General features: G+C 62.5%; 16 protein-coding genes. 8 read left to right on the top strand and 8 right to left on the bottom strand.

Features of this window, described 5'->3' with window-relative positions:
- Positions 1-27: 27 nt before the first annotated feature.
- From ACRWA7_RS09695 to ACRWA7_RS09685, 3 genes are all read left to right on the top strand, one after another.
- A complete protein-coding gene (locus tag ACRWA7_RS09695) occupies positions 28-612 on the top strand; it encodes a YceI family protein (protein WP_438392480.1) in 585 nt (194 codons plus the stop codon).
- A 200-nt stretch (positions 613-812) separates the two neighbouring features.
- Positions 813-1,679 (top strand): NmrA family NAD(P)-binding protein, encoded by an 867-nt coding sequence (locus tag ACRWA7_RS09690; protein WP_438392479.1) that lies wholly within the window; start codon positions 813-815, stop codon positions 1,677-1,679.
- A 36-nt stretch (positions 1,680-1,715) separates the two neighbouring features.
- Entirely contained in the window at positions 1,716-2,465 is a 750-nt protein-coding gene (locus ACRWA7_RS09685; RefSeq protein ID WP_438392478.1) for an SDR family oxidoreductase, read from the top strand.
- Positions 2,466-2,513: 48 nt separating this feature from the next.
- Here ACRWA7_RS09685 and ACRWA7_RS09680 read toward each other — a convergent pair whose 3' ends face one another.
- The 8 genes from ACRWA7_RS09680 to ACRWA7_RS09645 form a co-directional block, all read right to left on the bottom strand.
- Positions 2,514-7,283: a cellulose synthase subunit BcsC-related outer membrane protein gene (locus ACRWA7_RS09680; RefSeq protein ID WP_438392477.1), complete on the bottom strand. Its 4,770-nt coding sequence runs from the start codon at positions 7,281-7,283 to the stop codon at positions 2,514-2,516.
- Complete coding sequence (gene bcsZ, locus ACRWA7_RS09675) at positions 7,277-8,464, bottom strand: cellulose synthase complex periplasmic endoglucanase BcsZ (RefSeq protein ID WP_438392476.1); 1,188 nt, start codon at positions 8,462-8,464, stop codon at positions 7,277-7,279. The genes ACRWA7_RS09680 and bcsZ overlap by 7 nt, the downstream gene beginning before the upstream one ends.
- A 1-nt stretch (position 8,465) precedes the next feature.
- Positions 8,466-11,033 carry a cellulose biosynthesis cyclic di-GMP-binding regulatory protein BcsB gene (gene bcsB, locus ACRWA7_RS09670; RefSeq protein ID WP_438392475.1) on the bottom strand — a complete coding sequence of 856 codons (2,568 nt, stop codon included), beginning with the start codon at positions 11,031-11,033 and terminating at the stop codon, positions 8,466-8,468.
- A gap of 1 nt (position 11,034) precedes the next feature.
- Positions 11,035-13,245: a UDP-forming cellulose synthase catalytic subunit gene (gene bcsA / locus ACRWA7_RS09665; RefSeq protein ID WP_438392474.1), complete on the bottom strand. Its 2,211-nt coding sequence runs from the start codon at positions 13,243-13,245 to the stop codon at positions 11,035-11,037.
- Complete coding sequence (bcsQ, locus tag ACRWA7_RS09660) at positions 13,242-14,030, bottom strand: cellulose biosynthesis protein BcsQ (RefSeq protein WP_060858631.1); 789 nt, start codon at positions 14,028-14,030, stop codon at positions 13,242-13,244. Before bcsQ ends, bcsA begins: the two co-directional genes overlap by 4 nt.
- Positions 14,027-14,953, bottom strand: a complete 927-nt coding sequence (gene bcsP, locus ACRWA7_RS09655; protein WP_438392473.1) for a cellulose biosynthesis protein BcsP — start codon at positions 14,951-14,953, stop codon at positions 14,027-14,029. The genes bcsQ and bcsP overlap by 4 nt, the downstream gene beginning before the upstream one ends.
- 131 nt (positions 14,954-15,084) lie before the next feature.
- Positions 15,085-15,540, bottom strand: coding sequence for a cellulose biosynthesis protein BcsD (gene bcsD, locus ACRWA7_RS09650; RefSeq protein ID WP_060858633.1), 456 nt, complete (start codon positions 15,538-15,540; stop codon positions 15,085-15,087).
- A 455-nt stretch (positions 15,541-15,995) separates the two neighbouring features.
- Positions 15,996-16,427, bottom strand: coding sequence for a YqaA family protein (locus tag ACRWA7_RS09645; protein WP_060858634.1), 432 nt, complete (start codon positions 16,425-16,427; stop codon positions 15,996-15,998).
- A gap of 184 nt (positions 16,428-16,611) precedes the next feature.
- Between ACRWA7_RS09645 and ACRWA7_RS09640 the strand changes: the two genes are divergently transcribed.
- The 5 genes from ACRWA7_RS09640 (at position 16,612) to ACRWA7_RS09620 (ending at position 22,065) form a co-directional block, all read left to right on the top strand.
- Complete coding sequence (locus ACRWA7_RS09640; protein WP_438392472.1) at positions 16,612-16,959, top strand: YciI family protein; 348 nt, start codon at positions 16,612-16,614, stop codon at positions 16,957-16,959.
- Positions 16,960-17,093: 134 nt separating this feature from the next.
- On the top strand, positions 17,094-17,507 hold the full coding sequence (locus tag ACRWA7_RS09635; protein WP_438392471.1) for a YciI family protein: 414 nt from the start codon (positions 17,094-17,096) through the stop codon (positions 17,505-17,507).
- Between the two features lie 39 nt (positions 17,508-17,546).
- Complete coding sequence (locus tag ACRWA7_RS09630) at positions 17,547-17,954, top strand: VOC family protein (RefSeq protein ID WP_438392470.1); 408 nt, start codon at positions 17,547-17,549, stop codon at positions 17,952-17,954.
- A 71-nt stretch (positions 17,955-18,025) separates the two neighbouring features.
- Positions 18,026-19,246, top strand: coding sequence for an RNA polymerase sigma factor (locus ACRWA7_RS09625; RefSeq protein ID WP_438392735.1), 1,221 nt, complete (start codon positions 18,026-18,028; stop codon positions 19,244-19,246).
- Positions 19,247-19,584: 338 nt separating this feature from the next.
- Positions 19,585-22,065 carry a type VI secretion system Vgr family protein gene (locus ACRWA7_RS09620; protein ID WP_438392469.1) on the top strand — a complete coding sequence of 827 codons (2,481 nt, stop codon included), beginning with the start codon at positions 19,585-19,587 and terminating at the stop codon, positions 22,063-22,065.
- Position 22,066 lies beyond the last annotated feature (1 nt).

Here is a 22,066-nt window from a genome sequence, read left to right as displayed (position 1 = left end):
ACACTCGTCATTCATCCAGGAAAACACATGAAAAAGAACCTTTTGATCGCGGCAGCAGGCGCGTTGTTCGTGGCGGCATCGGCTAACGCAATGGCAGCGGAAGTCACGTATCAACTCGATCCGAGCCATACGTACCCGAGCTTCGAGACCGATCACTTCGGCGGCATCTCGGTGTGGCGCGGCAAGTTCAACAAAAGCAGCGGCACGGTGACGATCGACCGGGAAGCGAAGAAGGGCACGCTTGAGGCGACCATCGACATGACCTCGGTGAACATTGGCAACGAGAAGCTCGACGGCGAACTGAAGAGCGCGCAATTCTTCGATACCGAGAAATTCCCGACGGCAACGTACAAAGGCACGTCGATGAAGTTCAAGGGCGACGTGCCGGTGGAAGTGATCGGCGAACTGACGCTGCACGGCGTGACGAAGCCGGTGAACCTGAAGATCGAGTCGTTCAAGTGCTTCACCAACCCGATGCTGAAGAAGGAAGTGTGCGGTACGGAGTCGACGGCGACGTTCGATCGTGGCGATTTCGGCGTGGATTATGGCAAGACCTACGGCTTCAAGATGAAGACGACACTGCATATTCAAGCTGAAGGCGTGCGCCAGTAAGCGTTGTTCTTGCACCCTTAAAAACCGTTCCGGCGCGCGCTGGAACGGTTTTTTCGTCTGCTTTAAAAGCATCCGGATGCAGCGCATTCATGCCGTGGTGTCATTAATTAAATGACCGCCAGGTCATCGCCAGATACATGGCGAGATCCCACACTTCTTCTCAACGCAGCACCTGCTGCGGAACTCTTGAGGAGAACACCATGTTTGCCATCACCGGAATTACAGGCCAGGTCGGCGGGGTCGTCGCGCGCTTGCTGCTTGCATCGGGTCACAATGTCCGCGCCGTCGTGCGCGATGCAGCCAAAGGGGAGGCGTGGGCGAAGGAGGGCTGCGAAGTCGCGCTCGCCGACATGAACGATGAACACGCGCTGCAACGCGCATTCGAAGGCACGGAAGGCGTATTCGTCCTGTTGCCGCCGACCTTCGATCCGGCACCGGGCTTCCCCGAAGCCCGCAAGACAATCGCTTCGTTGCGCGCCGCACTCGCTGCAGCCGCGCCGGAAAAGATCGTGGTGCTTTCGACCATCGGTGCACAGGCCACGCAGCCGAACCTGCTCAATCAGCTACAGATCATGGAGCAGGAACTCGGCACGTTGCCCATGCCGGTCGCGTTCCTGCGCGCTGCATGGTTCATCGAAAACGCCGCCTGGGACGTGGTGCCCGCTCGAGAAACCGGCAGGGTGCCAAGCTTCCTCCAGCCGCCCGACAAACTCGTGCCCATGGTCGCCACCGCCGATATCGGCCGGGTCGCGGCCGACCTCTTACGCGAGACATGGACGGGTCGCCGGATCATCGAACTGGAGGGACCGCAACGCGTATCCCCTGACATGATCGCGGCGAGCTTTTCGCGTTTGCTTGGACGCGATGTGCGCATGAATGGCGTTCCGCGTGATACGTGGGAAGACGTGTTCCGCTCACAGGGCATGAAGAATCCGCTGCCGCGCATGCAGATGCTCGATGGTTTCAACGAAGAATGGATCCGCTTCGAAGGCGGTACGAACGAAGTGCGCCGTGGCCGCGTTCCGCTCGATACCGTGCTGCAATCGTTGATCGAAAAAGCCTCTTGAAAACTGCCCGTGCACTCAATTGAAGGAGCCAAAACCATGCGTCATGGTGAAACGAATACCGCAGGCATCCGGCTAAAAGGCAAGAAGGTCGTCGTGCTCGGCGGTTCATCGGGTATTGGTCATGCCGTCGCGGAGTACGCGGTGCAGGAAGGCGCGCACGTCGTGATTGCATCGAGTAACGCGCAACGGGTGGAGGCCGCGGCAGCTTCGCTCGGAACAAAAGCCGAAGGCCGTGCACTGGATCTCACCGACGAACACGCGGTCCAGGCGTTCTTCGACTCAACCGGCAGCTTCGATCATCTGGTGTTCACTGCCGGCGATTCGTTGCGTCTTGGCGAGGTTGCAAAGACGGACTTGACCGAGGCGCGGCGCGCGTTCGATATCCGCTATTGGGGCGCGCTCGCCGCTGTCAAACATGGCGCGCCGCATATCGCGAAGGGCGGCTCGATCGTGCTGACGACCGGCATTGCAGCACTGCGTCCGCGTAGCGGCTGGGCCTTTGGGGCAAGCGTATGCGGCGCGGTGGAAGCGCTGGCGCGTGCCCTTGCCGTCGAACTTGCGCCGGTGCGCGTGAACGCGGTATCGCCGGGATTGATTGCAACGAACCTGTGGCAGAACATGTCCGAAGCAGATCGCTCGGACATGTACGCGCAAACCGGCAAGCATCTGCCGGCAGGCCGCGTGGGCGAAGCACGCGATGTCGCCGCGGCGTACCTGTTCCTGATGGAAAGCGGTTTCGCGACAGGCCAGACTTATGTGGTGGATGGCGGAGACGTGCTGGTATAAAACATGAAGCCCCGGACTCACAACGCTCCGGGGGCTTCATGATCCCTGCTAGTTCGACATCGATACGTAAGGCGAACTGAGTGGCGAAGGCGGGAACGGCTGCACGGAATTCTGCTTAGTGAAGCTATAGCGGATATAAACAGCCGCCAGATATTCCCGATACTGATATGCGTTGCCAAGCGACGCCGTAGCGCCCACCGTCAACTGCGGCGCGAGCTGATACTCGCCCGTGGCGCTGAATGAATACGAAACGCCGGTCTTCGTCTGGCCGCCGTAGGTTCCGCCCTGCGCGGCTATGAGTCCGCTGCTGCCAACCGGTTGAACGTTGCCATTGGTCGGAAAATAGTCCGACGCATCCTGCCGATAATGCTGCACGCCAATCGACCCCTTCACGTCATAGGTGAACGCGCCGCTGCGCCCCATGTACTCGACCGGCAAGTTCAGGATCACGTACTGTTGCGGGCTGAAATAACCGCCCTGGCCGTATGTGAAGAACGAAAGGTTCTTGTCGTAGTGCATGAGCGTGGTGTTCACGCCTGCGGTCAATGTCTGGTTGGCGTCTGAATAAAGGCGCGTATAGAAACCGCCGCCGCCTTTCTCCGCCGTGTTGCTTGCAACGTTATGGCCGTCGTAGTACTGGAACGAGGCGTTCAGGTATACGCCATTCGTACCGTCATCCCAACCCAGGTCGAAGCGTCCGCCGTTCGACGTCACGCCGCCCCACGTGATGCCCGCTTGCGCGTCGCGCGCGCCCGCGTACGACAGCAAGCTGTCCGTGACCGCGCGGCGGGCGACGGCGACAGAGTACGAGACCTTGTCGGTGACGGCGCCCTTGTATTGCGCGCCGCCCACGATGTTTTCCTCGCGAAAGCCCAACGGCGTGGTGCCAACATCGAGTTTCACGCTGTTCGTTTCATATCCCACCGACAAACCCACGCCGCTCGCCGTCTGGTTGCCATACTGGTTCGAGACGTTGCGCGCACCGAGTCCCGAGCCGAAGCGCTTGAGCGTATCGGCGGTTTCCTGCGCGGTGCCGGCATCGAGCGTAACAGGCGTCGCCGTGACCACGACGTGACCATTGCCCGCACGAATCCGCCCTTCGACAGGCGCCTCGATATCGGTCAGGTTCGACAGTCCGTCCTCGCCCGTGCGGCTGCGAAACACCACGCCGCCTGTCACCGTGCTCGACTGCGCTCGGTTGATCTGCGCGAGTTCATCGGCGACACCGAGCGTCTGGGCGTTCGCGATATTGCCCTGATAGGACTGTTGCGCCGGCTGAGTGACCTGCGCCGTTGGCGAGGGGACATACGCCTGCGCGTAGCCCGCCGGCGGCTGAGGAATATAGGGCTGGTTCGAGTAGTACGGCTGAGGCTGTTGCTGCTGCGGATATGCGTAAGGCTGCTGTTGCGTGTAGTCGGTTTCGTCGGCGGGACGCGCGTAGCGCTGGGTCGCCTGACGCGAAGCAGCTTGCGTCGACTTGGCTGTACGCTTCGGCCTCGCGGTCGATGTGCTCGAATACACGCGCTGCTGTGACTGCGCGTTGGTCTGCGCCTCGCGCGCGGCGGGCGACATGGGCCACGGGGCGCTCATTGCCGGGTCCTGCTGCTGATATGGCTGCTGATACGGTTGCTGGTAAGGCTGCTGCGCCGGATAAGCCTGCTGCGCATAAGGCTGTTGATAAGGCTGCTGATATTGCGCTTGATATTGCCCGGCGTCCTGAGCGGGTCCTTGTCCCGGATACGGCTGCAGCGGCGCGGCGGCAGGCGCGCCGGACTGGCTTGAACCGTAGGTATCGGGACCATATCCGCCGCCCGTTGCCGGACGCGCGCCGTTAGCCGGTACGCGATAAGGCGCCGGGTACGGAGCTGCGTTGGGTGCTACAGACGGCGCCAAATAAGGTGTCGAATACGACGCGGGCTGCGGAGGAGGCAAGTAGTTCGGCACGTTTTGCGTCGGTGAATAGGGCTGGGAGTATTGCTGCGTGCGAGGTTGAGCATAGGGCTGCTGCTGCGAATACCCAGGCAATCCCGGCGCTGGATCCGACGAACGTGAAAACAGCCCTGCAAGTGGACCTGTAGGCGTACCGGCGGGGTTGGCGCCGGTATCGACGGCGGTCTTGCCTTCAAATGGATTCGTGCCCGGCAACGGTGCCGAGCCAATGCGCTGCATCGCCGATTCCCACCCGCGCGGCACCGCCGGCTGACCGTCTTGACGCACGTTCGGCGTCCGGCTGACAGGCGTGTTCGCCGCGATCAACGCCTGCTGCAGATATCGCGACGCCAGCGACAACTTGCCTTCAGCGTGATACATGCGTCCTGCGGCGGCGAGCACGCGCGGGTCGTCAGGCGAGGCGAGCAACGCCTGGTTCGCGGTCGCTTCGGCAAACGAAAAATCCTTCGCGCCCGACGCGGCGCCGATCGTGGCGACCTGCAGGTTGATATCGTCGGGACGGCGCGCCAGTGCCGCGCGATAACTCGCGAGCGCGCTTTTGTCGTCTCCGGCCGAGGTGTAGAGACGCGCCAGTGCGGCTTGCAGGTCGGCGTTATCGGGCGTCGCGGCGAGCCACGGCGCGATTACGTCATAAGCGCCCGCGAGATCGCCGCGTTGCCGCACGGTATCGGCCTGTTTCACCACGATACCGACATTCAGGTTGTTGAAATCGATACGCTGCTGCGGCGTAAGCGCAGACGCCGCGAGCCTGCGCATCACGGCGCTCAACTCGGCGTCCTGCTGCGGACTGGTTTGTCCTTGCGGCACGGGAATCGCGGTCAGGATGCCGGCATACTGTAGCAGCAGGCCGGTATCGGTGGGCGCGCTTGCCATCGCGCCGCGAACGAGCGACATGGCGCGGCCCGTATCGCCTGCCTGAAGGTAAGCCGTCGCGAGCACGCCGATCAGTTCCGGACTGTTCTGTGCAACCGGCGTGGCGGCCTGCAGGATCGAGATGGCCTGCTGCGTCTGGCCGGCGCGCGCCATGCGACTTGCGGTATCGGCTTGAACGTGCACCCACAGGCGATGCTGCAACGTGGTCATCGCCGGCGTGCGCTGCGAGACGGGAATGCGCTCGAGCTGCGATAAACCCGTCGCCCAGTCCTGCGTCTCGGCGGACAACAAGGCGCTTGCGTACAGCGCGTCGGTCATGTCGGGGTGCGCCGCGAGCAAGCCGTCCATCATGCTGCGCGCGTTTCCGACCGCGCCCTGGCGTACATAAATGCGCGCGAGGTCGAGGCGCATCCAGACATCGTCGGGATTGTTCAGGAGCGCGTCTTCGAACAGGCTGCGGGCCGCGCCCAAATCGCCGCGGGCTTCCGCCGCGCGGGCCTGCGCCGCTTGCGCCTCGCCGCGCAGCTTGTTGATGCCGCCGGCCTTCGCCTGCTGCTCCGCGTTCAACTGGTTCGCGAACACCAGCGCTTCTTCGCCACGGCCTTGCGCGGCGAGGGCGCCAACAAGGCCGCGAATGGCATCGGGGTTGTCGGCCTGACGGCGCAGCGCCATCCGGTAAGCCTCTTCCGCGCCGCGCGGGTCGCCGCTGCCAAGCAAGGTTTCGCCGAGCAAGGTCTGCGCGGTCGTGTCCGACGGATTCAATGCAATCGCGCGCTCGAACATCGACTTCGCTTTCGCCGTTTCCCCGTTGCTGCGTGCGCCGATACCCGCGCTCGTATAGCTCCAGTACGTTGCGCTGTTCAGCGCCTCTTTCCAGCGCGCGGGGTTTCCTGCGCGCGATGCACGTTCGAGATAGGTGCGCGCTTCATCGAATTTTTCCTGCTTCAACGCAGCGACGCCCATGCCGCCGAGCGCATCGGCGTCGTTCGGGCTTTGCGCCAGCACCGCCGAAAAGCGCGCGCGGCCGGTGACGATATCGCCGCGATCGAGCGCCGCGAAACCCTCGGCGACCGCGCGCCCGCGTGCGTCCGTTGCCGCACTCGCCTGCGAGCGTTCCTGCGCCTGCTTGTCCTGCTGGACCATCGAGTCGTAGCGCGCCTTGACGGCGGGATCGTCCGGCGAGGCCTGCAAATACGCCTGATACAACGGCGCATCCGATGCACGCGCGCCCAGCCACAGCAACGCCTGACGCCAGCTTTTCTTCGCCTGGTCGCCCACCGTGCTGTCGCCGCTCAACTGCGCGAGCCGTGCAATGCCGTCGCGCCGCGTGGTGTCGCGATAAGTCAAATGCTGGGCCAGCGCGAGCGCGTAACGCGGATCGTTGGGATTGTCTTTCGCGAGTTGCGCGAGGCCCTGGCGCGCCTGATCCCAGCCTTGCGGCGTGGCGGCGAGCGCCTGGTAATACTCGAGCGTGAGTTCAGGCGTGGCGGGCTTGCCGCTCAACGCGCGCTGATATTCCTGCACCGCCGAGGCGCTCTGGCCGCTTTGCGCGAGACGCCGCGCGTCTTTTACGGTCTGGTCGCGCGGACTGGTTTCGCCAAGCCGCCGGCCGAGTTCATCGATATTCGGATACTGCGGCGCCACCTGCCGCAAGCGCGAAAGATATTGCTGCGCGCCGCTGCCGTCCTTGCGATCCGCGAGGATGATGCCCATGCCGTAGAGCGCATCGGGCTGCTTCGGATCGATACGCAACACCTTCTGCCACGCCTGCTCGGCGAGGTCGCCGCGCCGGTGTGATTGCCAGTAACGGCCCTGATCGATCAACACGGTCAGCGGCGCATTGGCGCTCACACCGGCATTCGCACCGGCAGCGCTGCTCGCGGCTTGAGCGAAGGCGGTCAACGGCACGGTCGCGGCGCATCCCGCCGCCACGCTCAGCGCAATCGCGCGCGCTCCGGCGTTCGTAGTCAGTGGCAACAAGGACCGTTTCAACATCCGCTTCTCCAACTCGGAACGAGTCGGCCGGCTTCGTCGAAGCGGTATCGGCCTTCTATGAATCCAGCGCCGAACAGGCCCAGCACCCGGTCGTAATAAACCGGCTCGCGGCTTGCGGCGGCTGGCGATCCGATTGGCGCGTCGAGCACGGCCAGATGCGTGCGCGCAAGTCCCAGGCCGCGTTCGTCGCCGAGCGCCTTGAAGTAGGGCGCAAGCGACGCCCAGTAACTCAGCGGTCCTTCACCGCTGCCAACACCTGTCGATACCGCCACGCGCTCCGGCGGAATCCCCGTCTGCGCGACCGCCTGGCGCATGCCGCCGAGGGCCGCGAGCCACGGCTTGCTGAGCGGATCGGCGCTGGATGCCATGCCCGCCCACAAATACACGCGGATTGCGTCGTAGCTGCCGGTATCGCCGTTTTGCGGATCGACTACGAACTGGCCGCCTTTGTACGCGGCCCAGTCAGGCGCGAAGCCGCGCGGCGACGTTACCGAAACCAGCTTGTAGCCGTTCTCCGCAAGCTTGTTCCAGGGGCCATCGGGCATGGCGTGAGCCAGGGCGCGCAGCACCGGCAGCGGCGAATAACTCGGATTCAGGCGTGTCACATCGCCATTCTGGAAACCTTGCGGACCCGGTAGCAACATTGGCCCAATGCCGCCAAGGCTCCTCACTTCATGCCTGACGATCTGTTCGGCGAGCGCCTGGCCCATACGCGTATAACGCGGCTCGTTCCAGAGACGCCCGGCCTGCAGCAGGTCATAGGCGATCCATACGTCGGAGTCGGCTGCGGAATTCGGATCGAGCACGCCGAACGATCCATCCGGTCCACGGCCCCATTGCCACGACGGCAGGCGCATGTTGCCCGCATCGAACTGGTTCCCCGCGAGGTTCGCGCGGGTCCAGTTCAGGAGGCGGTCGAACATCGCGCGATCGCCGGCGACCAGCGCAAAGAACATGGCATACGACTGGCCTTCCGACGTGGTCTGCTGCACCTGCGTGGAATAGTCGACCACGTGGCCATCGGGTTGAATGAAGCGTGAAGCGAACGTCCTGTACGCGCTCCAGTCCGTGCATTCCCTTGCAGCGGTCCCGGACGCCTGAGCGTTAAAAGTAAGTCCCAGGCCGGTCAGCGCCAGCCCCACGATTGCAGTCTTCGATCCACGCCTGAAACCAGCCTGCATATCAATCCCTCAAACGGCGCGCGGCGATCGCGCGCAGTGCACGGTAGAACAGTGCCGCGATGATAATGGCAGCGAGCAGGCCGCTCAAGACAAGCAGGAGCGGATGTGACGACAACGCCCATCGCATGTATTCGAATGGCGACAGACGGCCGACGTAATACGCCTGTCCATTCGATGTCACCGTCACATCGCGTCCGTGGATCACGGCCATGGCGCCCTGGATTTCCGGGAGGATGTCGTTGTCGAGCAAGGCCGCGGACAAGTCCGCATCCGACTGTCCCGCCGCGCTGATCAATGCAACCGCGCTGCGGTCGCTCTTCAACGGCGACTTGAAACCGGTGATGAGCGCATCGCCGTTCGAACTCACGAGCGTGAGGTCGGCGCGCGCCGGCAAGCGCTCCACTCCGTGCTCGCCGTGCCACCAGTCGACGACCTTGAAAGCGACGTCGGTGATTTCGAAATTGCGCGAATCGGCGTCGCCCGAGAAGGGCATGTTTTTCGACCAGCGCTGCAACAGCGGCTGACGGCCGGGCGAACCGAGGATCAGCAGGTCCTTGTCGGCGAGGTTGTCGACCTGGTCGGCCTGCGCGACGGTCACGCCGCTCGTGGGATATCCCGTCGATGCACCCATGCGTCCCATTTCCAGCAGATACAGGCTGTAGTCGGCGGAGCTGGGATCGTCGGGCATGATGACCGCCGTTTGCGACAGGTCCGCCATCCGCGTGAACGGGAAACCGCCGTTGGCGAACGCGGCGAGGTCGGGCAGCGCCATGTAGTGCGGAAAGCCCGACAGGTCGATGGTCGAGTTCGGATCGATGGCGCCAATCACGTTGTCGAGGACGCGGCCCTGGCATTCGCCGGTTTTCGGGTAGTCGTAGAAGAAGTGCAGGCGCAATTGCGAGCGCGGTGTGAGCAGCAGCGGCGGCACGTAGATCTGATGGCGCGCGGCAGCGGTTTTATCGGGCAGCACGCGGTTGAAATAGCGGCCGAGATCGAAGGTCGACGTAGCCACGGCCGGAATGCGCAGCGACTGCACGAAGCCGTCGTTCACGTTGATGTTCAGCGTGGAACGGTCGAGCGCGGGACGCACGGTGTATCGATAACCCAGGTCGATCGGCACGCCTTTCGTTTGCCACATGAACAAGTCGGGCGGCACGCGCAGGTTCACGCGCACGGCGTCGGCGTTGTAACCGCTCACGGTCAGGTCGCGTGCTTCGGCCAGCTCGCCGAAGCGCACGGGGCGATCGGTCGGCAGCCAGTTGGGTGCGTCGTAGGGCTTGCGCGGCGCGAAATCGTTCAGTTGCGTGATCGTCACGCTCGGTCCCGAAAACGAATTTTGGCCAATGCCCAGCGCCTTCGCGGCAGTTTTCAGCTCGGCGTCGTTGCGGCCCATCACGAGCAGGAGACGTCCGCGTGCGCCGCCTTCGCGATCGCGCACGGCAATGGTCGGGCCGGAAATATCCGGCATCTGCACGCCGGCCGGATGCTGGTCGGGCGTGGCGAATATCACGGCATTACCCGAAAGCGGCACGTTGTCGATCTGCGCCGGAAACACCGCGCCGCGATAACCCGCCAGCGAACCGAGCCACGACGCGACGGTGCCCGCAGCTTCGAGCGTTGCGGGCGTGGGCTTCTGCGCGAACACGAACGGCAATTCGAGACGGCGGACATCGCGGCGATCGAAAAAGGGCGCAGGAAGTGCGGCGAGATCGGGCTTGCTTTCAAGCGACGCATACGTCAGGTCGAGCGAACTCGCATTGCTGACGGTGGCCCACAGCGTGGAGTTCGACGGGTCCTCACACTGCTGCGTGTAATGGCCGATCAGCTCCACGTTCAGGTGGTTGAATTCGGTGATGAACCGCGGGTCGATGGACACATCGCGCGCAACCAGGATACCGGCCTGATCGCGCGGCACGGGCAAGGTCGCGGCGACTTCGCCATTGACCAGCACCTTGAGTTGCGATATCGACGGTAGCAGCGAAGGCGAATAACTATAGATCAGATGCAGCACCGCGCCGGTCACGACTTCGTCGCCGCGCACGGAAAACGGCACGCCGTTCTGGCCGTCCGTGCCGCGCAATTGCAGCGGATCGAGCGCGCCGAGATCGGCAAAGGTCAGCGTCTGGCGGCGTCCGCCTGGAACCAGCGTGCCGGGCTCGGCGGTCGTCGGCGTCTTCGATGCAAGCGAGCGGACTGCGGGCACCGCCGACGCACCCACCGCACCCGACGCCGCTTGCCCGAATGCAGGCACGGCCACGGCGAACGGCGGCTGGTCGATCGTTGCCTTGTTGTACGGTGCGGCAGGACCGGGAAGCGGCACGCCATTGGAGGCGGTTGGCGCGGGCGCGGCAAGCGTCCCTGCAGCGGAGGCTTCTCTCGCACTGGAGGCCGCCGCAGCATTGGCAAGCGAAGCCAGCGGCACCGCGAGCGCGGTTTGCAACGCCATCCAGCAAGCAAGCGCGCGCATCAGCGCACGAGGAATAGGGCGGGAGCGCAAGGGCGCGGGCACAGCCCGATCTTGTTCGCCTCGTCCGTTATCAAGGCGCGGCATCGTGATTCCCTTACCCATGTCAGTCTTTAGTCTTCAATTTTTTGGCGCCCGGGGCGCGCGTGACCACCCACGTCCGCGCGTCGATGAAAAGATGTTCGAACAACGCGCCGATACCGCCCACGCCCACCGTCAGCACATGCCGCAAGCCCCGCAGCGGCGCGTCCGGCGTGCGGCCTTCGGACCAGTGGGTCCAGGCATCGGCGCGGGCGAACGTGGTCTTCACGAACTCGAATTCCTGCTCCCGGGTCAGCGCCGAGAACCGCAGTCCAACGCGGCCGACAGCACTGAAACCGACCGTGGCGGGGAACGCGTATTCTTCATCGCCACGAAAGAGGGAGACGGTGACTTTCTCGTGCAGCGGCACCTGCAGGTCGCCGGGCAGCTTCACGCCCACGCCGCCTTCCGAGTAGTCCATGGTTTCGCAGGCGAGCGTGCGGCCCGTCGAAAACTTGAGCATCACGGGCATCTTCATTTCAACGCGATGGGTCGAGCGCACTTGCTTGCGTTCGCTCGCCGCCGCCACGCTCGCGCCGAGGATCAGCATGTTGTACGTGGTCCACGCGAGATTGAGCAGCACCGTGTTTACCTCGCTCGTCACGTCCCAGTGAATGTAGATGTTCACGAGTCCCGCTATGAACCCGAGCAGGTTCAGCACCAGCAGGATCAGGTACGGCCGCGAGATGCTGTAGTCGAAATAATCCTTCGCGATCTGGCCGCCCTTGGCCGTCACGTTGAACTTGCCGAGTTTCGGGTTGATCAGCGCGAGCAAGGTCGGCGCGGTAATGTACGAAGCCAGCACGGACTCGTACACTTCCGCCCAGAACGAATGGCGGAACTGGCGCTGCATGCGCGAGTTCGTGATGCTCGCGTGCATCATGTGCGGCAGCGCGTAGATGGCGATAGTGCCCGCCGCCGCCTGGATCACGTGCGCGCCGAAGAACAGATACGACAGCGGCGCGGTCAGGAACACGAGGCGCGGAATGCCATAGAAGAAGTGCATCATGCCGTTCAGATAACAGAGCCGCTGGCCGAGCTTGAGCCCCTTGCCCGTCAGCGGGTTATCGATACGGAAAATCTGCGTCATGCCACGCGCCCAGCGAATCCGCTGGCCGATATGCCCCGACAAACTTTCCGTGGCAAGCCCCGCCGCCTGCGGAATCGCGAGATACGCGGTCGTATATCCCAGCCGATGCAGCTTCAAGGCCGTGTGCGCATCTTCCGTCACCGTTTCCACCGCAATGCCGCCAATCTCCTCGACCATCGACCGGCGTAGCAGCGCGCACGAACCGCAGAAGAACGTTGCATTCCAGAGGTCGTTGCCGTCCTGCACGAGGCCGTAGAACAGTTCGCCTTCGTTGGGCACCTTGCGGAATGTGCCGAGATTGCGCTCGAACGGATCGGGCGAGAAGAAATGGTGCGGGGTTTGCAGCAACGACAACAGCTTGTCCTTCAGGAACCAGCCAAGGCCGATCTGCAAAAACGAGCGCGTGGGAATGTGATCGCAATCGAAGATCGCGAGATATTCGCCGCTCGTGATCTTCAGCGCTTCATTGATGTTGCCGGCCTTCGCGTGCCGGTTGTGCGTGCGGATGGTCCACGTCACGCCGACTTCCTCGCAGAACGCCTTGAAGTCCGGACGGCGGCCGTCATCGAGGACATGGATCGAGATCTTGTCCTTCGGGTAATCCATCGCGAGCGCCGCGTAGATGGTCGGCTTCACCACGCCGAGCGGCTCGTTATAGGTCGGAATGAAGACATCGACGGTCGGCCACTCGTCGCGGTTTTGCGGCAGCGGCATGGGCCGTCTTTGCAGCGGCCACGCGGTCTGGAAGTAGCCGAGCATCAGCACGATCGCCGAATACACTTCGGCTGCGACCAGCAGCAGGCCCCAGGCGGCATCGAGCGGACGTTCCCAGTAGGTCGTCTCCGTCAGACGCCAGAACATATAGCGTCCGGTCACCGTCACCGACAGCATGATCATCACGAGCGTGGCGTATTGTCCGCGCAGACGCCTGAACGCCATCGCAAAGCCGAAGCAGCAGCACGCGAAAATCAGCTGCTGGGTTGCGACCAGCGGCACGGTCCAGACGAAATACATCGTCGCGATGGCGAATACTGTCAGGAGGCCCGTGAAGATCCGGCTGCTCCAGATGCCGGAATCGACCAGGCGTTCGAGCCGCGAGGGAATTTCGTCGGCTTCCGACAGGCGTCGTGCGCGGGGCTTGTTCATGCGACGTTCCTCGACGTGACGGGCATGGCGTCGACTGAATTGAGGAGCCATTCGCCGCATGCGCGAAGATCCGCCGTGGCCTGGCTCAGCGGATCGTAATGGATCAGGGTGGTGTCGCAAGCGAGCGATTCGCTCACGCCTTCGTCAAGATGAATGACGCCCGGGAACATCTTGCCGCCGAGCATGTTGCGCAAGACCTTGAGCACGTCCTTGGTCAACTGGCGCGTCTGGTCGACCTGGTTCACCACGTATCCCGTGCCCGCGAAGTTCGCGCGCGGCGTGGCGTACGCCTCGATCATGCGTTCCATCTGCGGGATGGCCGCGTAAGACGCGGCGTCGGCCAGCACCACGTTCAGCGCGAAATTCGCGGCGGTCAGCGCCGTGCGCGTGTAGACCGAGGAACCCGGCGGGGTATCGACGATCACGATATCGTTGGTGTCGAGCTTGAGCGTGTCGAGCGACTGCGCGAGCCATTGCGGCTCACGGTCCACATACGCCTCGAAGCGCCGGCGGTCGTCTTCCAGCACCGCGCCGTAGGGCAGCACGGTGACGCCGTCCACGCCGTCGAACATCACGGTTTGCCATGCGTCGGCGGCAAGCGTGGCGCGCGAGATTCCGTCGATACTGTCAAGCGGAATGCCGAAGTGCAGGCGCAGTGCGTTCTGCGGATCGAGGTCGAGCGCAATCACGCGACGCCCGCGCGCGGCGAGCACCGAGGCCAGGTTCGCGGCGAGCGTGGTTTTACCCACGCCGCCCTTGGCGGACACCACGGTGACGACTTTCATGATCTTGACGTGCGTTTCGCGAGCCACGAGTGTGCGGCAGGCGCTTCATGCGTCGATACCGCGGCCGGTCCGCGCAGACGCTCGAACATGGATTGCAGCGAGTCGGGATGGGGCGCGCCGGTCTGCTGTGCGCCTCCTGCCTGGCTCGGGCCTTGTGGACGGAACAGCTTGCCGAGGATCGACTGGGTCTTGGACTCGGGAACAGGTTGCGCGGGTTGAGCGCGGGGCAGGGAAGGCTTCGCCGCGGGTTGCGGCCGTTGCGACTGGAACACGCTTGCAAAACCGGGCAGCTTTTCCGGCGTGGAGAGCGGCTGGGAGCGTGGCAGCGACGGCCGATGTTGCGGCTGTTGCTGCTGCTGAGCCTGAGAAGGCTGCGGTTGAAGCCGCGCGATGAGATCGGGTGCAGCGGGTGTTGCGGTTGCCGCCGCTGCTTGCGTGGGCGCCGCTGGCGTTTCATCGACGTTCGAAACACCTTCGACCGCGTCGATGAGCGCCGAGAAGCGTGCAGCGCCGACAGGCGAGCCCGGCAACGCCACGTTCTCGACCGGGGGAATGGTCTTGCGGTTCGGGCGCGAGAAGAGGCGCGGACGTGTTTCGCGGGTGAAGGGCGTGGCGACGGGCGGTTTCCCCGAAGCGTTTGCCAGCGTGCCTGACGCCGATACTTCATCGGACGTCGCGCTATCGGCGGGCGCGCCCCAAGGCTTCCTGCGCGGTTCCTCGGAGCGGTCCTGCGCCGCAGCAAGCAGCGACTCACGATTCGGCGCGATGTTGGGGATCGACGGCTGCGACAGGTCGAGCGTCGCGAGCAGCGGCCACCGGGTACGCGCGTGGCTCGCCTCGTTCTCCCGGCCGATCTCCTGATAGTTGCCGGCGTCGCCGCCAAACTGGTCGAACAGCTTTTCAATATCGCGCGAAGGGTTCATGTGCTGCATCCTCGTACTGGTTTTACCTTGGGCTTTACCCTCGCGGCCGCTGGCCGGCGACCGTCGCGCTTTTGGCGCCTATATAGGTAATGCTTGATCTACCGCTTAAGTCTTGATGCCGATTTCGCTTCCTAGCTTGTATAACGGCCGAGCCTGAACTCGACTGCAGCGGTTTCGTCGAATTCTCCTGCCTGCACCACGGCGAGCCCGTCAGCGCCAAGCGCGCTTAGCCATTCCTGATACGCGCCTTCCAGAAACGCCGGCGTCCACGGCAGCGCATTCGCGCCAAAGGCGAGCAATGGCGGGCAGCAATGGACAATGCGCAGATACTCCGGCTCGTCGGCCACTTCCACGAATCCCCAATCGACGTCGTTCCAGACCGCGTTCAATGCAGCGCCCAGTTCAGGCGTGTTGCTGCATGCGGGCAGCGGATGGGCGGCCGCGAAGCGGCGGCCAACGCGCTGCATCAACTGGCGCAGTTCGTCCCGGCCGATCTGCGTGTCGAACTCTTCTGCCAGCGCGACGAGAACCCCACGCCATTGCGAAGAAATTTGCCGGTCCAGCAGATAGTCCAGAGTCATAGCCATGATGTTGGGAGAATGCGGCGTAGTGGTCACTAGGAAGTTAATGTTCTTGGCAGCCGTTGAAACCAGTATTTATTACTTGTAGTTGCTTATAGGCAAGCAATGGTTTCAGTACGGCTTACCCAGTAAGCCGGGAGTCTACTTCAAGCCGATTTGTTTTTGCCACTTAACGCACCTTAGCAAAAAGTTTTGTGGTTTAAGCCGCAAATAGAAGGGGAAAAGACCGTTTTGTTTAGGGTATGTAGAAGGGCTTGAGGCGCGCAAACGTTAAAGCATCGATTTCTTTCGTCAGTTTAATCAAGCTTGAATGGATGGTGTGAGGTACTACGTTTGAGCGAGTGATTTGGATGTCAGCGTTAACCAGAGCAGCAATGTTTTGACAGTTGATTAGCAGCCTTAAATACGGTCTGCCCCGTGGTTTTCTCGCGATGGTTCGGCTCGCTGTGGTGCGTACCGCGTTACAGGGCGATCAGCGCGGCGATCACCGCATAGCGTGCCGTCTTGGCAATGGCGACAATCAGCAGGAACGACCACAACGGCTCGCGCAGCACGCCGGCGATCATTGTCAGCGGGTCGCCCACGACGGGTGTCCAACTGAGCAGCAGCGTCCATCGGCCGAAGCGCTTGTACCAGTTCTCCGCGCGGTCGAGCGCGCGCTGCTTGATCGGGAACCAGCGTTTGTCGCGCAGCTTTTCGATAGAACGTCCGAGCGCCCAGTTGATCGTCGATCCCGCCACGTTCCCGACGCTTGCAACCGCCACGAGTATCCACACAGGTTGCTTGTGGGCAATCAGCAGCCCGGCGAGCAAGGCTTCGGACTGGAGGGGAAAAAGCGTCGCCGCGACGAGCGCGACGGCAAAGAGCCCGCCATAGACAGATAGATCAGCCATGAATAAATAAATGCGCAGCGCGGCGTGCGGCGGTTGAAAGGCCGACAGCTTAACGGGTTGCCCACGAAGCGGGCGATTCCCCGCCGGTAAATCGATGGATTGAACGGATTGAACGCCCGTCGCAGACTTGTTACCTTGAACCCGCGGCGCAAACCTTCATCGCAACACTTAGTCAGGAGACGTCATGCCTTATATGCTGCTCATCGCCGAGCCGGTTGGTCAGCGTGCCGAACGCACGGAGTCCGAAGGCCGGTTTCTCTACGATCGCATGGTCGAGTTTGGCGCCGGGCTGAAGGAGCGCGGACTGCTGGTCGCAAGCGAATCGCTGGCATCGGACGGCGTGCGGGTCAAGAAGCGCAACGGCAAGGCGAGCCTGATCGATGGGCCTTTCGCCGAAGCCAAGGAAATGATCGGCGGCTTCTACATGCTCACTTGCGAGACGCAGGAAGAAGCCATCGAGATTGCGTCCGCGTGCCCGGCAGCGGAGTGGTGCGAGGTCGAGGTCAGAAAGATCGCGCCGTGCTGGGTGTGACCGGCGCTTGGCTCTGGGTCGGGTGTTTACCCGTAGTCATCGAGGCAATGTCGATTCGGTGAATCGTGAATCGTCGTGGGGATGAGGGCGCGCAATCGCGTTCTCGCGTTCTTTGAACCACGAGGACAGCGGCGATGCGATTCATCATCATGGTCAAGTCGACCGAAAAGACAGAAGCCGGCGCACCGCCCGGGCACGCGCTGATCAAGGCGATGGCCGCGTATCACGAAGATCTGGCCAAAGCCGGCGTGCTGCTCGATGCAAGCGGTTTTCAGCCCAGCGCCAAAGGCTGGCGCGTGTATTACGACAAAGGCTGTCGCACGGTGATGGACGGGCCTTTCGCCGAGACAAAGGAACTGATCGCTGGATACACGCTGATCCAGGTTCGTTCGCGCGAAGAAGCCATGGAATGGGTGCGCCGCTTTCCCGCGCCGATGGGCGAGCGCGAGTTCGGCGAAATAGAAGTGCGGCAGTTGTATGAACTCGACGAACCGGGTTCGGGAGACGCGACGGAGCGCTTCCGTGAACCTGGGCCGGCCCGGCGTTGAAACGCCCATCCCTATTGCGAGAACAAGCAAGGACCTGAAATGCACAAGCAAATCTACGTGAACCTGCCGGTGACCGATTTAAAGAAGTCGCAGGCTTTTTTCAGCGAACTGGGTTTCACCTTCGAGCCGCGCTTCACCAACGACCAGGCCGCAGCCATGATCGTTGGCGAGAACATTTTTGTCATGCTGCTCACGCGGCCGTTCTTTCAGGGGTTCACGGCGAAAATGATCATCGATGCCAGTACGCATGTGGAAGCGCTCACATGCCTGTCGTGCGAAAGCCGCGCCGAAGTCGATGAGATCGTCGCCCAGGCCGTGCGTGCCGGTGGAAGCACGCCACGTCCCGTGCAGGATTACGGCTTCATGTACAGCCATGGTTTCGATGATATCGACGGCCATACGTGGGAGTTCGTGCATATGGACCCGAACGCCGCGGGCGCTCCGTGAGCGAGACGCCGGGCGCGCGGCAGGAGGGGGCGCAGCACGCGACCCATCGCGCGATAGAAGCCGTCTGGCGGATGGAGGCGGCGAAGGTTATCGCGGTGGTCACGCGAATGGTGCGTGACGTAGCGCTTGCCGAGGAATTCGCGCAGGACGCGCTGATTGCCGCGCTCGAGCATTGGCCGGTTGATGGCGTGCCGGACAATCCGGGCGCGTGGCTCATGACCACGGCGAAGCATCGTGCGCTCGACCGGTTGCGCCAGGATGCGTTGCACGAGCGCAAACATAAGGAACTGGGGCTCGACATGGATGCGCGCGAGGAGCATGTCACGCCGGATTTCGTCGATGCGCTCGATGCCGCGCGTGAAGACGACATAGGCGACGACCTGTTGCGGCTCGTGTTCACCGCATGCCACCCCGTGTTGTCGCTCGATGCCCGCGTGGCGTTGACCTTGCGCCTTCTGGGCGGCCTCACCACCGATGAAATCGCGCGTGCGTTCCTGCAGCCCGAGCCGACCATTGCGCAGCGCATCGTGCGCGCGAAGCGGACGTTATCGGCGGCGCGCGTGCCGTTCGAAGTGCCTAATGCCGAGGCACGCGCGGCGCGCCTCGCGTCCGTGCTCGAAGTGATTTACCTGATCTTCAACGAAGGCTATTCGGCCACGGCCGGCGACGACTGGATGCGGCCATCGTTATGCGATGACGCGTTGCGCCTGGGGCGGATACTGGCCGGTCTCGCGCCTGGCGAAAGCGAGGTGCACGGGCTGGTCGCGCTGATGGAGATCCAGGCATCGCGGATTCATGCTCGCACTGACGCCAGCGGCCGGGCGATCCTGCTGATGGACCAGGATCGGAGCCGATGGGACCCGTTGTTGATCCGGCGCGGGCTGGCGGCGCTGGAACGTTCCGAGGCGTTGGATGGAATGCGCGGGCCGTATGCGTTGCAGGGCGCGTTGGCGGCGTGCCATGCGCGCGCGCCGCGGGCGGAGGATACGGACTGGGCGCAGATCGTGGCTTTGTACGATGCACTTTCGGTGGTGGCGCCTTCGCCTGTGGTGGAGTTGAACCGCGCGGTGGCGGTCGGGATGGCGTTCGGCGCGGCGGCGGGGCTGGAAATTGTCGAGCGGCTGGAGCGCGATGCAGCGCTGGCGAATTACCACTGGTTGCCGAGCGTGAAAGGGGATTTGCTTGCCAGGCTCGGGCGGTTCGAGGAAGCGCGCACGGAGTTCGAGCGGGCCGCGGCGATGACCAGGAATGCGAGGGAGCGGGAGTTGTTGCTGGAGCGGGCCAAGCGTTGAGGCCCCTTTCGGATTATCGGTTAGTGAGCCTGTCTGACCGACCACGATCGGCGCACGTCAGTTATCAAAACAAGCATCCATTTCGCCCGGCACGTAAAACGCGTGCCATGAGCTTGTCTATCGCCTTCCCGATGCAGACTTCACCGTCTGCCGAAACACTTCTCAGATAAATCTGAATTCCTCGCGGTTCTCCAGTCGCCACTTGCCCTTTTGCGCAACGTTGGCCGATGATTCACGACCACGTCTTATCTTGCAACGATGAGGCAGATTGTTCCAATAAAAGAATCTCCAACACACGTTGTGTGGACGGTTCGCCTGAGAGTTCAAGGCCACAAAAAATGCGAGAGAGACCTCAACATGACGAATTCCACAGATCGGGCAAGAAACACGTAACTGGCCGTCAGGCATACCACCTTGATGTGCCGAGCGCGGCGAACGCCAAGGATATTTCGGTCGTCTCGTATTCCGCGCGTGAGGGCATGGCCTCGCCCTATGAGATCACGATCGAGTGCACGCATCCTGATTCGCTCTCGCGCGCCGACTACCTCGGGCGTGACGGGCACTTCACAATCACCGCCGAGGACAGCGCAGAGCCGCGTGTGTATTGCGGCATTGTCACGCAGTTCAAACGGCTCAGGAAGACCAAGGATTTCTTCCTCTACACCATTGTTGTTGCGTCGCAGATGAAGCGTCTGGGCCTTTTACACAGGTCCCGTGTGTATCAGCATCGGAGCGGGCCGCAGATCATTGAATCGATTCTGCTGAGCGACAGGTTCATGGACCATCAGTTTGTGTTCCGGCTGAGACGTAAATATCCGGTCCACCTGTTTCGCTTGCAATATCAGATTTCCGATCTCGACTACATCCGGCTTATCTGTGAGCAGGAAGGAATGTATTTTTACACCGAGCAAGGCAAGCACGGTGACGTGATTGTGTTCGGTGACGATATCGATCACTACGTTTATACGCCCGAACTGAAGGTGCCGTATCGTGAGAATGCGGGTCTTGAAGCGGGCATTGAAGCTGTGTTCGCGCTTGAAACGCACGCTGACGTGGTGCCGCAGTCGGTGCGCGTCGCGGACTATAACCCGCTCGTTGCATGGGAACGCTTCAGGGACGACGCGAACGTCGCAATCGATGACGAGACGACTTATGGTCAGCCGTACGTGTACGGCACCCATCACCTCAGTCAGGACGGCGCGCGGTGGGAAGCACAGTTGCGGCATGAAGCGGCGATTGCGTGGCAGGTCGTGTATCACGGGCAAAGCAATGTGCTGGAACTGCGACCGGGTCGCATTTTACGCATTGACGAGCCCTTGCCCGATGCACCCAGCGGACAGGTGATCATTGAAGTCACGCACTCGGGCGGGCGAGGCGTGGCGTATAGCAATTCGTACACGGCAATTCCATCGGATCGCCGGTTCCGGTTGAAGATAGACGAGAGCAAGTGGCCGAAGATTCACGGCGCGCTCAGTGCGCGTGTGACATCGCCGAATAAATATCCTTACGCGTATCTCACGAAGGCGGGGCACTACCCCGTGCGGCTCGACCTCGATTTCGATGAGTGGAATCCCGGCGGCGAAAGCGTGCCGTTACGCATGGCAAAACCGTTCGCTGGCGGGCTGCGAACGGGCTTCCATTTTCCGGTGCTCGATGGCACGGAAGCGGTCATCATGGCCCGCGATGGCGACCCGAACAAGCTCTTCATTTCGCAGTTCCATCACAACAGCATTCAGTCGGACCTGATCCACAATCAGGACCGGTGGATGTCGCGCAATGTTATTCAAACGCAGAGCAACAACAAGATACGGATGGAGGATTGGGACGGGCAGCAGCACGTCAAGATTGCGACCGAGTATGGCAAATCGCAATTGACGCTGGGCCACATGGTCAACGCCACGCGCGAAGAGCGCGGGGGCGGCTTCGAGCTCAGGACGGACGACCACGGCAGCGTGCGCGCGGGCAAGGGGCTGCTGCTTTCCGCCGACGCGCAGATAAAGGCTCGGGGCAAGCAACTCGACATGACGCCGGCCATGGGGCAGTTGCAGGTATCCAATGCTCAGGCGCAAGGGTTGGCCGACGCCGCAGTGGTTGCGAAAGCGGAGATCGCCGCGTTGAAGGCCGAAAGCCAGTGGTTAAAAGAAAGCGTCGCGGAATTAAAGCAGGCGGTCATGGTGCTGTCCGCTCCCGCGGGCATTGCCATCACGACGCCTGATCGGGTGTCGGTTGCTGCCGGTAAAGATGTGAACGTGACGTCGAGCGTGGGCGTTGGCATAAGCGCGCTTCGCAATGTGGCGATTGCAGCGGGAGATGTGCTGTCCTTGTTTGCGTACAAGCTCGGCATAAAACTGTTCGCGGCGCGCGGGAAGGTGCTGATTCAGGCGCAGTCAGACGCCATTGAAATGGTGGCTGCGAAGGACATGCACCTCACGAGCGCCGAAGGCACGCTCACCGCGAACGCGGCCAATGGCGTGGTTCTGGGCGGGGGCGGCACGGCATACGTGAAGGTTAGCGGCGACGACGTTCATATGGGCGGCGCGGGCAAGCTGTATCTGCATTTTAGCGAGGTGACGCTGGTGGGTCCGGGCGGGTTGTCGCTGCCGTTGCCGAAGTTTGAGCAAGTGGATGTTCGCCATGACGAGATGTTCACCCTCACTGACACAGTGACCGGGCGTCCACTCGTTAAGCGCCCCTACAAGATACAGCTTGCAGACGGAAAGATCGTTGACGGTGTTACCAGCGACGAGGGCAAAACGTCGCTTTCCAAGGCCGATATTGCGCAAGGCATGAAGCTGTTCACCCAATTCAAGAAAAATTGAT

This window comes from Caballeronia sp. DA-9 (assembly GCF_051615025.1).
In the GTDB taxonomy this organism is placed as follows: Bacteria; Pseudomonadota; Gammaproteobacteria; order Burkholderiales; family Burkholderiaceae; genus Caballeronia; species Caballeronia sordidicola.
The sequence above is the reverse complement of the archived record's forward strand: the minus strand, read 5'-3'. Positions and strand labels throughout refer to the sequence as shown.